The organism is Pseudoalteromonas sp. S2893 (assembly GCF_005887105.1).
In the GTDB taxonomy this organism is placed as follows: domain Bacteria; phylum Pseudomonadota; class Gammaproteobacteria; order Enterobacterales; family Alteromonadaceae; genus Pseudoalteromonas; species Pseudoalteromonas atlantica.
Window position 1 is genome coordinate 1 of record NZ_PNCY01000044.1, and the last position, 18,981, is coordinate 18,981.

Annotated in this window: 14 protein-coding genes; 6 read left to right on the forward strand and 8 right to left on the reverse strand. The window is 42.8% G+C overall.

The window, feature by feature from the left end:
- Nucleotides 1-287: 287 nt before the first annotated feature.
- A complete protein-coding gene (locus CWC04_RS16985) occupies nt 288-815 on the reverse strand; it encodes a sugar O-acetyltransferase (protein WP_138685966.1) in 528 nt (175 codons plus the stop codon).
- A 154-nt stretch (nt 816-969) separates the two neighbouring features.
- Between CWC04_RS16985 and CWC04_RS16990 the strand changes: the two genes are divergently transcribed.
- The 4 genes from CWC04_RS16990 (at nt 970) to CWC04_RS17005 (ending at nt 6,406) form a co-directional block, all read left to right on the forward strand.
- Nucleotides 970-1,734, forward strand: coding sequence for a DeoR/GlpR family DNA-binding transcription regulator (locus CWC04_RS16990; protein ID WP_138685967.1), 765 nt, complete (start codon nt 970-972; stop codon nt 1,732-1,734).
- 46 nt (nt 1,735-1,780) lie between these two features.
- Nucleotides 1,781-3,601: a glutamine--fructose-6-phosphate transaminase (isomerizing) gene (gene glmS, locus CWC04_RS16995; protein ID WP_138685968.1), complete on the forward strand. Its 1,821-nt coding sequence runs from the start codon at nt 1,781-1,783 to the stop codon at nt 3,599-3,601.
- Nucleotides 3,602-3,713: 112 nt separating this feature from the next.
- Complete coding sequence (locus CWC04_RS17000) at nt 3,714-4,901, forward strand: alpha/beta hydrolase-fold protein (protein ID WP_138685969.1); 1,188 nt, start codon at nt 3,714-3,716, stop codon at nt 4,899-4,901.
- A 206-nt stretch (nt 4,902-5,107) separates the two neighbouring features.
- A complete protein-coding gene (locus CWC04_RS17005; RefSeq protein ID WP_138685970.1) occupies nt 5,108-6,406 on the forward strand; it encodes a DEAD/DEAH box helicase in 1,299 nt (432 codons plus the stop codon).
- 100 nt (nt 6,407-6,506) lie between these two features.
- Here the strand turns inward: CWC04_RS17005 and CWC04_RS17010 are convergent, their stop codons facing one another.
- From CWC04_RS17010 to CWC04_RS17020, 3 genes are all read right to left on the reverse strand, one after another.
- Nucleotides 6,507-9,728, reverse strand: coding sequence for a S41 family peptidase (locus CWC04_RS17010; RefSeq protein WP_138685971.1), 3,222 nt, complete (start codon nt 9,726-9,728; stop codon nt 6,507-6,509).
- Between the two features lie 155 nt (nt 9,729-9,883).
- Nucleotides 9,884-11,281, reverse strand: a complete 1,398-nt coding sequence (locus CWC04_RS17015; protein WP_138685972.1) for a 5-methyltetrahydrofolate--homocysteine methyltransferase — start codon at nt 11,279-11,281, stop codon at nt 9,884-9,886.
- Between the two features lie 32 nt (nt 11,282-11,313).
- Complete coding sequence (locus tag CWC04_RS17020; protein WP_138685973.1) at nt 11,314-13,725, reverse strand: TonB-dependent receptor; 2,412 nt, start codon at nt 13,723-13,725, stop codon at nt 11,314-11,316.
- Between the two features lie 141 nt (nt 13,726-13,866).
- Here CWC04_RS17020 and CWC04_RS17025 point away from each other — a divergent pair, with 141 nt between their 5' ends.
- On the forward strand, nt 13,867-14,283 hold the full coding sequence (locus CWC04_RS17025; protein WP_138685974.1) for a MerC domain-containing protein: 417 nt from the start codon (nt 13,867-13,869) through the stop codon (nt 14,281-14,283).
- A gap of 449 nt (nt 14,284-14,732) precedes the next feature.
- A complete protein-coding gene (locus CWC04_RS17030; RefSeq protein ID WP_138685975.1) occupies nt 14,733-15,569 on the forward strand; it encodes an alpha/beta hydrolase in 837 nt (278 codons plus the stop codon).
- A gap of 14 nt (nt 15,570-15,583) precedes the next feature.
- On the opposite strand, the gene CWC04_RS17035 is transcribed toward CWC04_RS17030, so the two are convergent.
- The 4 genes from CWC04_RS17035 to CWC04_RS17050 form a co-directional block, all read right to left on the reverse strand.
- Complete coding sequence (locus CWC04_RS17035; protein WP_138685976.1) at nt 15,584-16,486, reverse strand: homocysteine S-methyltransferase family protein; 903 nt, start codon at nt 16,484-16,486, stop codon at nt 15,584-15,586.
- Between the two features lie 166 nt (nt 16,487-16,652).
- The gene (locus CWC04_RS17040; protein WP_024034014.1) at nt 16,653-16,898 is read right to left on the reverse strand and encodes a DUF3297 family protein; all 246 of its coding nucleotides are present in this window, start codon (nt 16,896-16,898) and stop codon (nt 16,653-16,655) included.
- Nucleotides 16,899-16,981: 83 nt separating this feature from the next.
- Nucleotides 16,982-17,986 (reverse strand): YeiH family protein, encoded by a 1,005-nt coding sequence (locus CWC04_RS17045; RefSeq protein WP_138685977.1) that lies wholly within the window; start codon nt 17,984-17,986, stop codon nt 16,982-16,984.
- Entirely contained in the window at nt 17,986-18,981 is a 996-nt protein-coding gene (locus tag CWC04_RS17050; protein ID WP_004586031.1) for a TauD/TfdA family dioxygenase, read from the reverse strand. Before CWC04_RS17050 ends, CWC04_RS17045 begins: the two co-directional genes overlap by 1 nt.

Consider the following 18,981-nt stretch of genomic DNA (forward strand, 5'->3'; position numbering starts at 1 on the left):
GGTTTTAGTAAATATGGAGACCCATGGCTAACTCATCAGAGAAGTAAAACAGCTCGAAGGCGAGCCGGGCCAACGATAGTGTAGCATTTGCTATGTGACTCTCTACCGCTGTGGGCACCACGACATTGCCAGGCTCCAAATACAAGAAAGCCCGACTCGAAAGAGCCGGGCTTTTTTACACGTCTGCAGAAAGGTGAAATGCGGACAATTAATGCACACTAATCTACTTCTAGAATGTAGGTCGGGCGAGTAAAGCGACTCCCGACGCTAAAAAACATCGATTATAATTATAGGGTTCTTATCTCACGAGCTGGATTACCAGCAACAACAGTATCCGCCTCTACATTTTTAGTGACGACCGATCCCGCACCAATAATACTGTTATCCCCAATGCATACGCCCGCTAAAATAATTGCACCTGCGCCAATCCATACGTTGTTGCCTATTGTAATAGGAGCAGCAAAGTTTTCTTTATTCAGTCGCTGTGTAGGGTTAACAGCATGGGATACAGTCAATAGCTGAACATTGGGGCCAATTAAGCAGTCATCACCAATGCTGATAGCTCCTTCACTAATTGGGGCATCTAATACCGTACAGTTAATGTTTATGAAGCTACGATCACCAATAGCTATTTGATTACCATAATCGCAATGAAAACCTGATTCTATAATTACGCCTTCACCGCATTGAGCGAATAGCTCTTTAATGCGTTTTAAATTACCTTTACTCGGGCTTTTATTGAAGAGTCGGCATATTTCGCCTGTTTGTTTACGTAGGGCTAAAAGCTCTTTGTTTAAGCTATTAAATGGCTGCATTAAGGTTTCTTTGTTTAGTTAAGAGATGCTGTGACTATTTTACCTTTATTATTACTCGTTGAAAGCTGCTTTATTTTTGCTCGTTCACTTGCCATTTAATTAGTTTCGTTTAGAATTGCACATCTTTCGAAACGAAACTTAATCTACGAGCTTTATGACTAAACGAAACACCCAGCAACGCCGTCATTTAATACTTACTCAGGTAAATGAGCTAGGTGAAGTGGCTGTTGAAAAGCTTGCGGAGCAGTTTCAAACATCTGAAGTAACCATTCGTAAAGATTTAACCGCGCTTGAAAAAAGTGGCTTATTACTGCGCCGTTACGGCGGTGCTATCGCACTGCCAAAAGAAATCGTCACCGACGAAATAGACTCTAAGCGCAAAGTAGCAATAGCAAAGGCTGCTGCTGCACTTATAAAAGATCATAACCGTATTATTATTGATAGCGGGCGTACTACGGCCGCTATGATCCCAGAGCTTGCAAATAAGCACGGGTTAGTTGTAATGACTAACGCGATTAAAGTGGCGAGCCGTTTACTATCACTTGAAAACGAGCCAACACTTTTAATGACTGGCGGTACTTGGGATCCGCATTCTGAGTCGTTTCAGGGGCAAGTTGCCGAAAACGTATTATGCTCTTATGACTTTGATCAGCTATTTATTGGTGCTGACGGCATAGATGTAAAACGCGGCACGACTACCTTTAATGAGTTAGTCGGTTTAAGCCAAGTTATGGCAAAAGCCGCCCGTGAAGTAATCGTTATGGTTGAATCAGATAAGATTGGCCGAAAAATACCAAATTTAGAATTACCGTGGAAAATAGTAACCACTTTAATAACCGATACTGGCTTAGCAGATGATAAACGCAAAGCGATTGAGGCGTGTGGTGTAAAACTAATTTGTGCAGAGATTATTGAATAGTAACTACAAAGCGAGTTACTAGAATTAAAAAATTAATGGAGACACTATGTGTGGAATAGTTGGGGCGGTTGCAGAACGTCCAGTAAACAAAATTTTAGTTGAAGGCCTTAAACGTCTTGAATACCGTGGCTACGACTCTGCCGGTGTAGCACTTTTAGAAGGCTCTACGCTAAATACTGTAAAAGCAGTAGGTAAAGTAGTTAACGTAGAAGCTGCACTTGAGAAAGCAGGCGTTAGCGGTCATACAGGTATTGCACACACACGCTGGGCAACACACGGTAGCGTTACTGAAGAAAACGCTCACCCGCATGTATCAAATAACCAGCTAGCACTTGTGCATAACGGTATTATTGAAAACCACGCAAGCCTACGCGCATCGCTTAAAGAAGAAGGCTACGAGTTCTTATCTGAAACCGATACCGAAGTAATGGTGCACTTAATTCATAAGCTTCGTAAGCAACACACTACGTTACTTGCATCTGTTCAAGCAGCGGTTAAGCAATTTGAAGGTGCATTTGGTACAGTTGTATTTGATAAAGCAAACGACAACGAAATCATTGTAGCGCGTTCAGGTAGCCCACTTGTTATAGGTTTAGGCCTTGGCGAGAACTTTATTGCCTCTGATCAGCTAGCACTATTACCAGTTACCCGTAGCTTTATCTTTTTAGAAGAAGGCGACGTAGCCCGCATTACGCGTGATACAATAGAAATTTTTGATGAAAATGGCGATGCTGTAGAGCGTGAAGTGGTTGAATCAAACATCACGCAAGATGCTTCAGGCAAAGGCGATTACCGCCACTACATGCTAAAAGAAATCTACGAGCAACCACTTGCGGTACGCAATACCCTTGAAGGGCGTTTAAACGACGACCGTGTAGCAATTGATGCCTTTGGCGACAGCGCTCAGCAAATATTTAAAGACGTAAAACACGTACAAATTATTGCCTGTGGTACGTCATACCATTCAGGTATGGTTGCACGTTACTGGCTTGAGCAATTTGCGGGTGTTAGCTGTAATGTAGAAATAGCTTCTGAGTTTAGATACCGCCAGTCGTTTGTTCATGAAAACAGCCTACTTGTTACTATTTCTCAATCGGGTGAAACTGCCGATACGCTAGCTGCATTACGCTTAGCTAAAGAGCAAGGTTACATGGCATCAATGACCATTTGTAACGTACCGGGTTCATCGCTTGTACGCGAATCAGACCTAGCCTTTATGACTAAAGCGGGCGCTGAAATTGGTGTAGCTTCAACTAAAGCATTTACAACGCAATTAGTTGGTTTGTTAATGCTTACTGCGTCTATAGCGCAAGAAAAACAGCTTAATCAAAGTGCTATTGTAAATGCAATTAAAGTACTTCCTGCTAAGCTTGAAGAAACATTACTACTGGCAGATGGCATTGCAGACCTTGCAGAAGAATTTGCCGACAAGCATCACTCACTGTTTTTAGGTCGTGGCTCGCAATACCCAATCGCAATGGAAGGTGCGCTTAAACTTAAAGAAATTTCGTACATTCACGCAGAAGCCTACGCAGCGGGCGAGCTAAAACATGGGCCACTTGCACTTATTGATGCCGATATGCCAATTATTGTTGTAGCGCCAAACAATGAGCTATTAGAAAAGCTTAAATCAAACGTAGAAGAAGTACGCGCACGTGGCGGCATTATTTACGTATTCGCAGATAAAGATTCACACTTTGAGTCAGACGACACAATGCGTGTAATCAACGTAAACCACACTGACGACATTATTGCGCCAATTGTTTACACACTGCCATTACAGTTACTGTCGTACTACGTAGCGGTAATTAAAGGTACCGACGTTGACCAACCACGTAACTTAGCTAAATCGGTTACTGTTGAGTAAAATCAATAGGTTGGTAATTACCTGTTAAAGATAAAAAGGCGCTTAATGCGCCTTTTTTTGTACCTCAAAGCCTGTTAGATTAAATAACACACTATTTTCTAAAGGATTAGTCATGCGTATATTAACCGCTGTTTTTATATGTAGTTTATTTATATTTTATTCTAGTAGCACACTTGCAGAGCCTGATTTAAAACAGCAAACCATTAGCTATACGCAACAAACACATACTATTAATTCAGCCGTTTTAAACGAAGAGCGCACAGTTGTAGTCCAGCTTCCAAAGAGTTATCAAGCTAATCCAAACAAAGTTTATCCGGTCATTTATCGCCTTGATGGCGCGGGTAACATACCACTTATAAGTGCAGTGATGGAGCGTTTACAAAATGATAATCGTGCGCCTGAAGTTATTATTGTCGCTATTGAAAACACTAATCGACTCAGAGATTTTTATCCTACAGTGAATAAAGAACCACAAGGCCCGGTAGGTGAAGGCGGTGGTGCAGCAAAGTTTTTAGCATTTATTGAGCAAGAGCTTATGCCCTTGATTAATAAAAGTTATCGTACGCATAATTATAATGTGATTGCAGGAGCCTCTGCAGCAGGCGTGTTTTCACTTTATACAATGCAAGCTAACCCTGAGCTTTTCCAAGCGCATATTGCGTATAGCCCTGCTGTTTGGTGGAACTATGGTGCATCGGTAAAAGCAACTAAGACCTTTATTAATAAATCAAAAAACCTAAATAACTATGTTTACATTAATATAGGCGAAGAAGCAGGCATAATGCGTGAGCGATATAATGAGCTGCAACAAGCTTTAGAATCCAATAGCTTGCCAAGTCTACGCTTCTTTAGTGACGCGTTTGATAGTGTCTCGCATAACCTGACTTCGGTTGCTGGTTCATTTAGTGCCTATCACAACTTATTTTTGCCTAAACAAATGCCTATAAGTGATTTAACTGATGATGTAACCTCTATTGATGCTTATTATCAAAAGTTATCTCAGCAATGGGGGGAGCAGATTGCGCCACCGGATCGCGCTGTTAGATCACTCGGTTATAATTTAACGGGCAGCAAGCAATTTACCCGTGCTATTAAAGTGTTTAAGTACAATATAAAAAACCACCCAAAATCAGTCGATGCGTTTTCAGCCTTATCTTATGGCTATGAAATGCAAGGCGATACTCGTCAAGCGCTTGAACAGATGGAGTCTGCTTTAGCCATTACAAATGACTCATATCCTTATATAAATTATTTAAGAGAAACAAAAGCTAGGTTACAAGCAGAACTTAGCAAGAACTAATAATATTGCTAACTTAGTTGTTGGCTTTTTATGAAAGCCTCTTTAAGTTTGGAGTGTTCAGGGTGACAGTCAAATTTCCTCGAAGCTTGTAGCTCGACGCTCGCAGCCATTACTTAAACCACATTAAAATCACTAATCCCTACTTAATAAGTGCTAAATACGCTAAAATTACAGGCTACTTTTTTAGCAATGAGCCCGTAATATTCATGACCTCAGCAACAAGCCCTAGTACCTTTAACGATCTTGGCCTTATTCCAGAGCTACAAGCTCGTTTAACCGATTTGGAATATAGCCAACCTACGCCAATTCAAGCTAAGGCGATTCCAAGTGTACTTGCTGGTAGCGATTTAATTGCGGGGGCAAATACCGGCTCAGGTAAAACTGCAACGTTTGCTTTACCTATGCTACAAAAGTTATTTTTAGAGCAAGGCGCTAAAAAAGCAGCGAGCAAAGGTAATTTTGTCACTGGGCTTATTTTGGTACCTACGCGCGAGCTTGCTACGCAGGTGGCCGATAGTGTTAAATCGTACTCTGCAAACTTTAATGGCGCCATTAAAACGGTGGCGGTATTTGGTGGTGTGTCGGTTAATACACAAATGCAGGCTCTACGCGGCGGCGCCGATATTATCGTGGCAACACCAGGGCGTTTGCTCGATTTAATCTCAAGCAATGCTATTAAGCTCGATAAAGTAACTACCTTAGTGCTTGATGAAGCCGACCGCATGTTAAGCCTTGGCTTTACCGAAGAGCTTGCTGAGTTATTAGCGTTAATGCCTGCTAAAAAACAAACTATGTTGTTTTCAGCAACCTTCCCAGAGCAAGTCACACAATTAACGCAAGAGCTGTTAACCAACCCTGTTGAAATACAAGTTCAAAGTAAAGACGAAAGTACCTTAGTACAGCGCGTATTTACGGTTAATAAAGGCGAAAAAACCACGGTTTTAGCGCATTTAATTAAAGAGCATAAATGGCGCCAAGCGCTTATTTTTGTAAACGCTAAAAAAGACTGTGAGCACTTAGCAGGTAAGCTTGAAAAGCGTGGTATTAACGCACAGGTATTTCATGGTGATAAAGGCCAAAGTGAGCGTACTCGCGTAATTGAAAAATTTAAAGCGGGCGAAATAGAAGTACTTATAGCCACCGATATAGCAGCCCGAGGTTTAGATATTGCCAAACTGCCTGTTGTTATTAACTTTAACTTACCGCGCAGCCCCGCTGATTACATGCACCGTATTGGCCGAAGCGGCCGTGCCGGTGAAGTTGGCCTAGCGTTATCGTTAATTGATTACGAAGACTTTCATCACTTTAAAATAATCGAAAAGAAAAACAAACTGCGTTTAGAGCGTGAGGAAGTAACGGGTTTTGCGGTAAACCAAGCAAACCTTGATGCAGCACAAGCACTTAAAAACGAAAAGCCAATGGCAAAGCCTGAAGGCACAGGTAAGAAAAAGAAGAAAAAATCCAACCAAGAAGATGACGTATGGAGCGGCTGGAGAAAAAGATAAGCCTTAATACATATAAGTTATTAAACTCGAATTAATAAAAACCCTGCAAATTATGCAGGGTTTTTTTTATTGGTATTAGATTGTTTAGCTATGCAGCAAATTAAAACTTAGACGGTGCTGGTGGCACTACTAAAGGTTGCTTAGGGTTTTCTTTAAGCTCCTTTAATAACTCTTGTACAGCACGTTCTATTGATGGATCTTGGCCTTTATAAATAAGCTCTGGGCGATCAACCACTTTAATATCAGGTGCAACGCCTTCGTTTTCTATAATCCAGTTACCTTGAGTATCTAAAATACGGAATGTAGCAGCAATTACTTGCCCGCCATCTACAAGAGCAGGGTTGCCAGAAATACCAATTAAGCCACCCCATGTACGCGTACCAATTAGCTTACCTAAACCCGCTTGGCGGAAGTAGTAAGGAATTGCATCACCGCCTGAGCTTGAATAGCCGTTTATTAGCATTGCTTTAGGACCGTCGTGCGCAAACTGTGGCGTTTTAGTCGGCTCGGTGCCTCGGCGTTTCCAATAGTTAAGTGGTTTACGTGCAAGCCAGGTGATCATGTGCTCAGGAATATAGCCACCGCCATTGTAACGGTCATCAATAATCATGGCGTCTTTGGTGGTTTGCGGCATGTAATTTTTAAACATGGCGCGGTTACCTTCATATGCGGTATTTGGCAGGTGCACGTAGCCAATACGCCCGTTTGATAGCTTATTAACGTAGGCTGCACGCGAGTTAACCCAATCTAAATAACGTAGGCCTTGCTCACTGGCTACCGGTTTTACTGTTACTTGCCACGCACCTTTGCTACGCGGTTTGCTGTTTAGCACTAGCTCTACTTGCTCGCCTTGGGTGTTTTCAAGGAGTTCGTAAAAGTTAGCCACGTCTTTAACCGAGCGGCCATTTACCGCAATAATATAATCGCCGTTATGTGCTTTTACACCAGTAGTCCCCAGCGGTGAGCGGAAATCGTCATGCCAGTTTTCACCTTTGAAAATTTGCTCTATTTTTACGTAACCCGATGGATCGCTTGCAAGCTTAGCGCCTAATAAACCGTGGTTTTTACGCTCGGCTTTTGGCATATCACCCGATTGCACGTAAATATGGCCGGAGTTAATTTCGCCAGCAATTTCGCTAAGTACGTAATCAAGGTCGCTACGGTGGCTAATAGCATCAGCCATAGGCTGGTATTTAGCTAAAATAGCATCCCAATCTTGTCCGTGGTGGTTTTCGTCGTAGAACCAGTCACGCAGTGTGCGCCAGCCTTCTACGTACATTTGTTGCCACTCAGCTTGCGGGTTAATTTTAAGTGTCATTTTACTTAAATCGAGCTTGTTGGCGTCTAAGTCTTGCTTTGGTTTAGGCTCAATTAAGCTGTAACTGCCGCTTGTATGTACAAGCAGGTGCTCGCTATTGCTCGATATAGTGTAATGGCTAACGCCTTTAGCCACGGTTTCTAGCTCGCTATCGTGTTCGGTGCCTATAAGTTGTAATCCGCCATTGGCAAGTGTAAGCACGCCGTCTTTTACTGCGGTTAAGCCACGGTAATCGCCCGCAGGCGCGTTAAGTGCGGTAACACGCTGCATAAAGTCGCTGCTTTGCAGTGCGTTTTTAACTTTTTTGTCGTCTTCTTTTTCGTCTTCTTTATCTTTTACAATCGTGGTTTCGTCACTTTGTAAGGCAATAAGCGGTTTAACACTGTCGTTTACTGCAGCCGCATAAATACGGGTGGCGCGGTTAAACATGTAGTCAAATTCGTAGCTGCTAAACGCAAGGTTAAAGTCGCGCTCAGAGCTAAAGTAAAGGTATTGGCCATCTGGCGAAAAAGTTGGGTTTTGCTCGTTACTCATTTCGTCTGTTAGGCGCGTCACCTTTTCTTTTTTAAGGTTGTAGTGCCACAGTGAGGCATAACGATTTTCGTTATTTTTAACATACACAATGTCTTGGCTGTTAGGCGACCACGTATATTGAGTAATGCCGTCTTCGTCGTAAATGCCGGTATCAATTTTGTGTTGCTTGCCCGATTTTGCATCTAACCACCAAAGTGTGTGGTTTTTATCTGCAAACAACAGCTTAGTGCTATCGGGTGACCAAATAGGCGTAAAGCGCCAAATAGTGCCATTACTAGTGAGTTGTTTAATGGCATTATTTTTACTGCGATCTTTTAAGTAAATTTCGTACTCGCCGCTTTCATCGCTCATGTAAGCAATGTAACGCCCATTTGGCGACCAGCTTGCGTCTATTTCACGGCTCTTATCTGTGTACGATAAGTTACGCGTAGGGCCTTGTTTAACAGGTACACTAAATAGCTCGCCACGGGCTGTAAATACAGCACGTTTGCCATCGTGAGAAATCGACATAGAATCAATAAAGTCGCTCACATTTTTGCTGTAAGGCATAGCGTATTGGCGCACACCTGCAATGTTAATGCTCAGCTTAGTGCTTTTTTGTGTTTTTGCGTCAAAGCGATATAAGTAACCGCCGTTTTCGAACACAATCGCATTAGGGCCTGCTGAGGGCCAAAGTACGTCAAAGTTTTTATAATTAGTGAGCTTTTTAGGCTCACTGCCTTTGCGATATTGGTAAAGGTTTAGTGTGTAATCACGATCAGATACAAAATAAATATTGTCGCCAACCCAGGTAGGTTGCTGGTCGGTTGCACGGTTAGTGGTAAGTTGCTCTGAAGTGTTATTTTCTAAATCGTAAATCCATACGTCTTGCGCACGGCCGCCACGGGTGCGTTTCCAGGTACGAAACTCACGGTCAATGGGTGTGTAAACATACTTGCTACCATCAGGTGAGAGCATACCGCCGCCTGTTTCTGGAATAGCTAAAGGTTGCTCAAGGCCACCCTCGGCAGGGACCATATAAGGGCGACCCATACGTTTGCCCCATGGTGTGCGGTTTGCTCTAAACACCACATTTTTACCATCGGCGGTCCAATCTAAAACGCGGTAATCAAAACCACCACGCGGCGGCATTGGGCCAACATCGTTGTAGTATGTAAGCTGCTTTAGGCCTGAACCATCGCTGTTGATCACATATACTTGGCGGCTGCCGTTATACTCAGCCGAAAACGCAATGCGCTTACCATCAGGAGAAAACTTAGGAAATGTTTCAAAACCAATATGGTCGGTTAAGCGTTTGCTTTCGCCGGTTTGTGTATTAGCAATATAAATATCGCCGCTGTAAACAAAGGTCACGTTTTGGTTATGAATATCAGGAAAGCGTAGTAAGCGAGTGTCTTTAGTTTCATAGGCCGATACGCTCGGTGCAATAACCGCAGCCAAGGCAAGCGCCAATGTTGTTAATTTTTTCATGGGATTACATCCTATATTAATAGCTGTTACATCATAACAATAAGGTTATAAATAGCGATGCACTTGCGATAAAAGGTCTGTTACAAAATGTGAATAAAAAAAGGTTGGCATTAAAACGCCAACCTTCAAGGGAGTACTCTTTTTAAAGAGTGAAATTAGTGGTCGTGGTCGTCTTCTTCCTCTTGCGCAATACCAAGCCAAGTAATTGCACTAGGAGCAAAAGTAAGCTCAACCTCACTTTCAATTTCTAAGTCTTCAAGGTGTACTTGCACAACCTGCTGAGCAATAGGGTCGGCTACATAAGCAAACTGACCATTTTGCGCCACTGTCATGCTAAAGCTCATGCCCTCTGGCATGGTTGATACATCTTGCTCGGTAATATCAACTTGGCCTTCAAGCTCCCAATGCATTTCGCCATCATGGTCGTGTGCACTAAATACATTTAAAAAGCCTAAGCTGTCTAATATTAAAAAGTGCTCGCCATGGGCAGAAAAAGAGTACGACACAGCACTTGCGCCATCGGCTAGTTGCCATTCTAGTTCTTCCATTTGTGCTGTTGCTGGGTTAATAGTTACAATTACGGCTTCGCCGCCACCATGGCCAGATGCTACGCCAATAAAGGTCTCGCTATCTTCGTGGCCATAAATACTACCAATACGTAAATCGCCAACGGCTGCAATATTCGCTATTTTTTCAGCTTCGTATTCATCTTCGTGCTGGTGGGCTAATAACACGCCATCGCTACAACCAAATACTACGTAGTCGTGGTTTTGTGCCGCGCCGTGTAAATCAGGGCACGTAAGGTCTAAGGTTTGTTCAAGCTCATATTCACCATCATGAAAATGATAAACACCTACTTGGTCTGGCAGTACTTTAGCAACCGATGTGCTTTCGCTGTCATCACGGCGAAGTGTTGATAATAAATGCTCACCGCGAGGCTCTGCTACACCGTGCATATTCATATCGTAGCTAATACCAGGTAGTGTTGCTGTTGCGCTTGTTATGTCGTTATCTGTTAATACTTCAACAGAGGCAACCGTGCCTGAGTCTGCATCACCATCATAAAAAACAGCTAATTGGCCGTCATGTTTTACAAGGTGAGTAGGGCGGCTGCCACTTGTTAGCTCATAACTGCTAGCTGCTGGGCTTTGCTCATAGTCGTGTAAATGCTCGCCATGGTCTTCACGCCATAAACCACCATCAATAAAGCCTAAGTAATCTTGTGCGCGGCTTGCAATAACGGCATAACGAAAATCAGGTGATGACGATAGCGTGTTTGAATCGTTCGTCAGGGTAAATGTTTCAAGTAAAGCGTTGTCATCTAGGTCATAAAAGCTAGCTTCGTTGCTATCGCCTGCAAGCACAGCTAATCTGCCTAATGAATCAATTGTGTAGCCATCATCATGGTCGTGATCATCATCGTCATGATCGTGCTCATCTTCTACAACAATAGGGTCTTTTTCTACAATATTGGTCTGGGCATCGCCACAGGCTGTAATAAATGTAGTGCTAATAGCCAGTGCAATAAGCTTTAATTTGTATAGTTTTTTCATGTTTATTTCCTTTAATTATAATTTTTTAACGCTTAAAAATAACCGCGAATACCTAGCGCAAAACTACGTCCTGGACGTGGTGCTATATCTTTTACAAACGAGCTGTGCACGCGTGCTTCTGTATCTGTTAAGTTGGTGCCTCGCAGGTACACAGACATATCTTGGTTTAATACTGAAAGGTCGTAAGAGATGCTTGCATCAACCAATGTGTAGCCGTCAGTTGCTGTTTCTTGTGGGGCTGTGCGGTCTTGCTTTTGATAGCGAGTAACGTGAATATGTGCACTGAGTTTATCTGTTTTATAGCTTAGCTCGCTGCCAAAACGAAGCGGTGGAGTACGGGGTAAATCGCCGCCGTCTTTAAGGCGTGCACGAACGTAATCTGAGAATAAATCTACTTTAAATTCATCGGTTAACTGCCACGCAATTTGCGCTTCAAACCCGTGTAAAATTACGTCGTCTGTTTTAAATAAATAAACCGGCAGTTCTGATGAATGGTCGTGTTCGTCAGCGCCTTCTTCTTCATCGCCATGGTCGTGGCCACTTTCGGCGAATAAACCGGTGTCTATTTGGTAATAGTAATTATCTACTTGGTTGTAAAATGCATTTAAAATAAAGCCAACATCACCTTGGGTTTTACGCAGGGTTAAATCGATATTATTAGCTGTTTCTAGGTCAATTGTTTGACTAGATAAACCTAAATGGCCGTCTTCATCTAAATCAAACAGTGCGCCTACTTCGTAGGTACCAGTACCAATGTGCGGCCCAAACGATAACAACTCAGAAGCAGAAGGCGCACGTTCAGAGCGCGATACAGAAAGCCCTAAATTATAGTTAGGTGTAAAATCCCACACTACGCCTGCAGATAAACTGATTGGCGTAAATTCATGCTCTACGTCAAATACACGAGTGGTCTCTGCGCTTTCTTCGTGGTCGTGATCATGCTCGTCGATTTCTTCTGCTTCATCGTGTGCGTGAGCGTCAATATTTGGCAGTAATACGTCGCCTGCTTCAATGGTTACACGCTCAATACGCCCACCTAACTGCACTAAAAAATCACCAAAGTGCCTTTCTTCCATTAACGCTACAGCAAAGCTTTCGGTTTCTGATGGAGGGGTAAAGGCCTCTTCACCTTGTGCTTCAACATCGCTTTGTTTGTAATGAAAGCTAATGCCGCCATTCCACTCGCTAAATTGGTTATGTAGTAGGTCTATGCGTAATTCGTTTGTTTCGTTTTTAAATGTGGTGCCTACAGCGCCACCTTCAATTTCAGCGTGTTCGTAGTCGGTGTGGCCAACGCGAAGGTTTACTTTGTTTAGCCATTTATTATCTAGGTTGTACTCACCTAATAATTGCACTTTAGTTTGCTCTAAATCAGCAAATACGCTTTCTTCTTCGTCGCTGTGTTCTTCCTCTTCCTCCTCGCCGTGCGTATGGCCCGGAATACCGTATTGACGATTAAATTGCTCTACTGCTAAGCCAATAAAGCCGTTATCCATTAAATAGCTAGCGCCAACAGTAAAACCATCAGACTCTTCATTACTGTTTTCAACTTTGTAATCGCCGCGATGCTCTTCACCATCGCTATCTATATCGGCAGCTACAGGCACCTCGTAGTCGTCGGCCTCACGCCAAAATGCATCGGCGTAAAAAGCCACCGAGTCAGTGCCTGTGGTGGCATTAAACGAGGCTACTTTTTGGTTATCAGCAGAGTTATGTTCTAGGTTCCACTCGCCGCGTGTTGTGCTGTCGGTTGGTACGCGGTTATCTACTACATTTACTACGCCACCAATGGCGCCACTGCCATAAAATAGTGTTGCAGGGCCGCGTAATACTTCAATTTGTTGTGCGGTAGACGCCTCTGATGCAACAGAGTGATCAGGGCCAACGCGCGACACATCACTTACATCAAGGCCATTTTGAGTAATAAGTACACGAGGGCCGCTTAAACCACGAATAATTGGTGTACTGGCTACCTTCCCGTGAAAGTTAGTATTAACGCCTGGAAGTTTTTCAAGGCTGTCGCCAAGGGTTGCAGCTTGTTGTCGTCTTAGTTGTTCGCCAGATAAAACACTAACAGGTGATGCAGATTCCATTGCCGACATATGAATAGGGGTTGCTTCAATATCAATAACTTCAATAGGCGAGCGCTTTAAATTAAACGTAACCGATTGGTTTTCATCATTCGTTATTGTTATATCGCGATGAAGGTGGGCATAACCTGGCGCCACAACATGTAGCTCTTTTAAGCCATTGTTTAGCTCGGTTATTACAAATTTACCGTTTTCATTGGTGGTGACTTTAAGGTCTGAGCCTTCAACTTCTATGGTTGCATTGGTAACTACTTTACCTTTGTTGTTTAGAACAACGCCTTCAATTGTGGATGCAAGCACACTTGCAGGTAATAAAGCTGCAATGAGCACAGCTAATTGTGATCTACGTTTCATTTAACTACCCTGTTGGATGTTATATTATATCAATTATGCGAGAAATGTTATAATGTATCAATAGTGATTAACTGTTGTTACTAAAATGTCTCCTTAAAAGTAACGCTTTTGAGTAGAGGCACTAATTTAGTAGAGGAAGTAATGAAGTTGAGTCAAAGTGTTATGGATCGTATGGCGATTGGGTTATCGTTAATGTGCACTGTACATTGTTTTGCAACCCCGGTTATTTTAGCGCTATTGCCAAGCTTTGCTGTACTGCAAATAGATAGTGAACAATTTCATTTATGGATTCTTGCGGCGGTACTGCCAACAAGTTTATTGGCATTAAGCTTAGGCTGTAAAAAGCATAAGCGTTTACGTTATATGGCCTGCGGCGTTATTGGGTTAGCCTTTATGATATGTGCGGTATTGCTAGGGCATGAGGTTGCCGAAAAAGCGTTTACTTTAATTGGGTCGGCTTTTATTGCTGTGGCTCATTGGTTTAATTACCAGCAATGTATTAAACATAATGACGAAAAGTGCCCGTGTTCAAGCACCGAATCTGATCAGGTAGCTTAGTGTTATCAGTGCTACAAATAGCTAACATGTAGCACTTTAAATTAATCCCCTAGTGTTTAAATTTTTTAATAACCTAAAGCTAAAAGTGAGTTAAAGTAATCATCCAATATTGGTTTATTACGCTTGGCTTAGGTTAGGGCGTGCAGATCTTTGCGGATTGAAATTTGTTCAATCTAGGGGCGATTAAATCGCGGCGCGAGGTTTGCAACCTAGTGGGCTAAGTAAAAACCGAGTAAAGCTTCCGCGTCCTGCTCACGCCCCTTACCTACATCCATGTAGGCAACAAAGAGTTTATCGCCCCTAGGCAGAACCCGAAGGGCAGCGCATGTTTGGCATTTATGCTGCGTTATCGCCTATTTATGGGGAGTAACCACACTTCATAGGCTCTGCCTTGCCTAAAAACCAAACATACTGCTGCAAATTCAACCATCAAGGATCAACACGCCCTAATGAATACGGCTTTAAAATCCCTGCTGTTACTTTGCGCTTTAATGTGTTTTAAATTAAGCGCAAATACCCCGTACCAAATCCCTAGGAGCAGCGTTATAGAGCTCACTGAGCCCGTGACCAATCGGGTATATCCTGTTTTTATTCAGCTCCCTAAGTCATATAAAAAGCATCCTAAAAAAATATATCCAGTTATTTATTTAACCGATGCACCGTATACGTTCCCTATTGTGGCGGGTGCTACACGGTTTCCTATGAATAGCGGTAAAATGCAACAGGCTATTATTGTGGCCATTAGTTACGAAAAAGGCTCTAGAGGGTCTAATAGCCGAATTAGAGACTACACACCAAATAAGGCGCAAAGCTGGAAAAAACAAACAGGTAACGCGCAAAACCATGCGCTGTTTTTAAAAAATACTGTACTGCCATATATAGAAAATAACTACCGAGCAAGTAGCACACAAAAAACTTATATAGGTAACTCTTTAGGCGGGTTATTTGGCGTGACTATTTTATTTACGATGCCTGATTTATTTAACAATTATATTATTGGCAGTCCATCGGTTTGGTTTAATAACAATGCGATTTTAGCGCTACAAGCACATAAGCCTAAAGTGCCTACAAAGGTTTATATATCGGTGGGAGCAAAGGAAACGCCACGCTTTGGTGAAGGGCAAAATATGGTGGCAGGGGCAAAGCAATTAACGCAAAAAATTAATGCACTTAGCAGTGACAATATTGAATTAAAAAGCGTTGTTGTTGAAGGGGCGAGCCATGCAACCGCTTTTCCTACTACAGCTATACAAGGGCTTGATTGGGTAACAGCAAACAAGCCCTAAAAGGCACTAAAAGCTTAAGCGCTTTCAAGTTCCTGTTTCCAGTTTACTAATACTTCAATAAACTCTGGGCCTATACCACAGCAGCCGCCAATAATGCTTGCGCCTTGGCTGTACCACGTTTTTGCAAAATCTAGGTATTCTGCAGGTGAAATATCACGATACGCTTGTGAGCCTTCGTTGGCTTTGTAATCGCTTGCGATAGGTGTAAAGCCATTAGCAAACGCGCCTAAAACAACGCTTTTATTTTGTTTAGCTAATACAGCGTTGGTATCGCTAAAGGCTTGCTCTATAACCTCAGGGATTGAGCAGTTAAAGAAAATACCAGTAACATTTTTTTCAAGCAAAGCCGCTACAGCGTCACTTACCAGCTCACCAGAGCGAAGAGTCGCTTGCTCGCTTACCACATCATTTAAGGTAAATGCGTAATAACATGGCTTATTTGAGCCTTTAAGTACATTTGCCATAACGTGCGCTTCTTCAATACTCGATATGGTTTCGCCAATCCATACATCTACGTGCTCGTCTTGCGCCTTGTATAGCGTATCTAAAATAGTAAAAGCGCGTTCGCTCTCAAATAGCTCTGGGCGGTAAGAGCCAAATGCGGGTGGTAATGAGCCTGCTACTAATACATTTTGTTTTGCGTTTTGAGCTACATCTTTTGCAATAACGGCCGCTTGCTGTGCAAGGGCTGCACCTTGAGCTTGGTATAGCGCTTCACCTAAATGAAAGGGCACACAGGCATAACTATTAACGGTAATTATTTCAGCGCCTGCATCTATAAAACCTTGGTGAGCCTGCGTTACAAAATGTGGGGCTTCTATTAGTGCTTGTGCACTCCACAGTGGCTGGGTAAATGGTGCGCCAATGCGTTTAAGCTCGCGCCCCATGCCGCCATCTAAAATAGTTACTTTATTCATAAAGGATTTCTATACAACTAAACAATATGGCGCTATTCAACCATAATTTTTTTAGATTCATAATGAAACTTCGTCACCTTTAACATGAAAAAAGCTCAATGCTTTTTTACAGGCATAAAAAAAGCGACATCTCGCAAGAGAGTCGCTTATTTAAGTAGGCTAAACCTTACTTATAAAATACGTCTACCGTGCCTTTTACTTTCATAAGTAAAGGTTGGCCGCGGCGGTCTAGCGCTTTAGGCGCGGCAATTTTAATCCAACCTTCGCTAATGCAGTACTCTTCTACGTCAAAGCGTTCTTTGCCATTTAAGCTTACGCCAATTTCGTGTTCAAACACTTCTTCTACGTAATGCTTGCTACGTGGGTTAATAGAAAGCTGATCAGGTAATGCTGGTTTTGTTGAATCGGTCATGGTTTTAATCTTTATTAAAAAGTGATGCGCTATTGTAGGCAATCCACTCAATACGCTCAAGGTTTAATGCTTAGCTACCCAACTTAGCTACACAATACAAAGCCAAGTATTAACAGTGCTATCCAAATGGTTTCAGCAACAATCATAATTATTGGTTTTAAGCCTACATCGGTGAGTTTGCCTAGGTTTGTTTTCATACCAATGGCGGCTATAGCGGCAATTAAAAAGAACCGAGAAAGCTCATTTGTGGTTTCAAGCACAATAGCGGGTAGGTTAAAGGTGCTGTTTATAATCATTAAAATTACAAAGCCAATTAAAAACCCCGGTACTTTTGGCAACTCGCCATGGTTACCTTTATTTGAGCGATTAATAACCACCATCATAATAAGTACTACAGGCAACAGCATAGCCACGCGTACTAGTTTGGTAAGTGTTGCTATATCGCCAGTTTCGGGTGATACCGAATAACCGGCACCCACTACTTGGGCTACATCGTGTATGGTGCCACCTAAAAATACCCCGGCGTTATGTGCATCAAATTCAAGGTAGTTAACCACAATAGGGTATAAAATCATTGCAATGGTCGACATGGCCGTTACGCCAATTACGGTAAGTAAGGTATCGCGCTCTTTATGCTCGCTGTTTGGCATAATAGATGAAATAGCTAGTGCTGCCGATGCACCACAAATAGCAACTGAGCCACCGGTGAGTGCGCCAAAGCGTTTTTGTAACCCAAATACTCGGGCAAGTACAACGCCTAAAATAATGGTGGTAAATATAGCGCCAGCTAACATTAGCGCTGTTTGCCAGCCCAGTGTAATTAAATCGCCCAGCGCTATACGGGTGCCAAGTAAAACAATGCCTACACGTAAAACCGTGGTACCGGTAAAGTCTATGCCTTTAGCGCACGGGCTGTCGCTTTGATATAAAAACGACACCGCCATCCCCAATAATAAAGCAAACAACATAGCGGGCGCGCCATAGTGTTCACTTAAAAATAAGGCAGCAAGACCAGTCATTGCAGCAATGCTGGCCCCTTGCCATAACGGGGAAACTTTTACCTTTAGTGCACCGGTTAAGCTTTGCATTAGGCGTTAGCTGCTGTCAGTGCAACAAGCACTTGGCGTTTACGCTCGCCAGTAAATGGGCGGCGGCCATGCATAGCCATTTCGTTATCAACTAAGGCTACATCGCCATCTTGCCACGCTAAATCAAAAGTAAATTCTTTTGATAGCTCAACAATTTTTTCAAGCCCTTGTTTAGGAATGGCACTACCATCGCCAAAGGTAATAGCAACCGATGGGTTTTCGCGAACGCCTTTCCAGCCCATGTAAGCGGCAATAAGTTGGTTATAAAAAACCTGTACGCCGTTTTCAAGCGTAACTACCGCAGGTAAAACCGGAGTAATTGCTTTTAAAGAGCCATCTTCTAGCCACTCCCACTCGTAACCTAGCTCGGTAAGTTTGCTGTGTGCTTCTTCTTTGGTTTCAACGCTTAGGGTGCTTTTCCAGCTGCGACCTTGACCCGATGTCGCATCGTCGGCTGCGGGCATGTAAGTGGTGTACTTTAAGCCTTTTTGCTCAAAGTCATCGGCTAATTGGCTATCAAACTGCTTTAATGCGCTAAATAATTTATCTGAGCGGCAAAGCGGTGTCGCGCCGCCTTCCTCAGCTGCCGATTTACAAAAAAAGAACAGCTTACTTGGCGAAATAGGCGTTTGTGCCATTTCGTGATGAAGGTAAATTTCAACATCTTTGGGGGCTTCGTTAGCGGTAAATACACGCTCGGTAAAGTTAATACGTACCGCGTTAGATAGCGACTCTTGGTACGTAAAGTTGTCGTAATCAAACCCCGCTGAAAACGTATCAAAGGTTTCGGCGCTATCAACAGGAAAGCCTCTAAACAATACAGCGCCTGAGCTGCGTAGTTTTTTAGCCAACTCGCTTTTGTTAGCGCGAATAAAAGCTACCGCTTCTTCAACGGTGCTGGCGTTATTGTTATTAACTACAATGCACGGAAAAACCGAGTCATCAAACGTTAATTGAGTAGGCACTTGGGCATAGTTAAGTTCGGTAGCTGACAT

What these genes read in the sequence shown, in the direction of transcription:
- CWC04_RS17010 (WP_138685971.1), bottom strand. Translation starts at nt 9,728, where the DNA reads ATGAAAAAATTAACAACATTGGCGCTTGCCTTGGCTGCGGTTATTGCA.
- CWC04_RS17035 (WP_138685976.1), bottom strand. Translation starts at nt 16,486, where the DNA reads ATGAATAAAGTAACTATTTTAGATGGCGGCATGGGGCGCGAGCTTAAA.
- CWC04_RS17000 (WP_138685969.1), top strand. Translation starts at nt 3,714, where the DNA reads ATGCGTATATTAACCGCTGTTTTTATATGTAGTTTATTTATATTTTAT.
- CWC04_RS17015 (WP_138685972.1), bottom strand. Translation starts at nt 11,281, where the DNA reads ATGAAAAAACTATACAAATTAAAGCTTATTGCACTGGCTATTAGCACT.
- CWC04_RS17045 (WP_138685977.1), bottom strand. Translation starts at nt 17,986, where the DNA reads ATGCAAAGCTTAACCGGTGCACTAAAGGTAAAAGTTTCCCCGTTATGG.
- CWC04_RS17040 (WP_024034014.1), bottom strand. Translation starts at nt 16,898, where the DNA reads ATGACCGATTCAACAAAACCAGCATTACCTGATCAGCTTTCTATTAAC.
- CWC04_RS17050 (WP_004586031.1), bottom strand. Translation starts at nt 18,981, where the DNA reads ATGTCAGCTACCGAACTTAACTATGCCCAAGTGCCTACTCAATTAACG.
- CWC04_RS17030 (WP_138685975.1), top strand. Translation starts at nt 14,733, where the DNA reads ATGAATACGGCTTTAAAATCCCTGCTGTTACTTTGCGCTTTAATGTGT.
- CWC04_RS17005 (WP_138685970.1), top strand. Translation starts at nt 5,108, where the DNA reads ATGACCTCAGCAACAAGCCCTAGTACCTTTAACGATCTTGGCCTTATT.
- CWC04_RS17025 (WP_138685974.1), top strand. Translation starts at nt 13,867, where the DNA reads ATGAAGTTGAGTCAAAGTGTTATGGATCGTATGGCGATTGGGTTATCG.
- CWC04_RS16990 (WP_138685967.1), top strand. Translation starts at nt 970, where the DNA reads ATGACTAAACGAAACACCCAGCAACGCCGTCATTTAATACTTACTCAG.
- CWC04_RS17020 (WP_138685973.1), bottom strand. Translation starts at nt 13,725, where the DNA reads ATGAAACGTAGATCACAATTAGCTGTGCTCATTGCAGCTTTATTACCT.
- CWC04_RS16985 (WP_138685966.1), bottom strand. Translation starts at nt 815, where the DNA reads ATGCAGCCATTTAATAGCTTAAACAAAGAGCTTTTAGCCCTACGTAAA.
- glmS (WP_138685968.1), top strand. Translation starts at nt 1,781, where the DNA reads ATGTGTGGAATAGTTGGGGCGGTTGCAGAACGTCCAGTAAACAAAATT.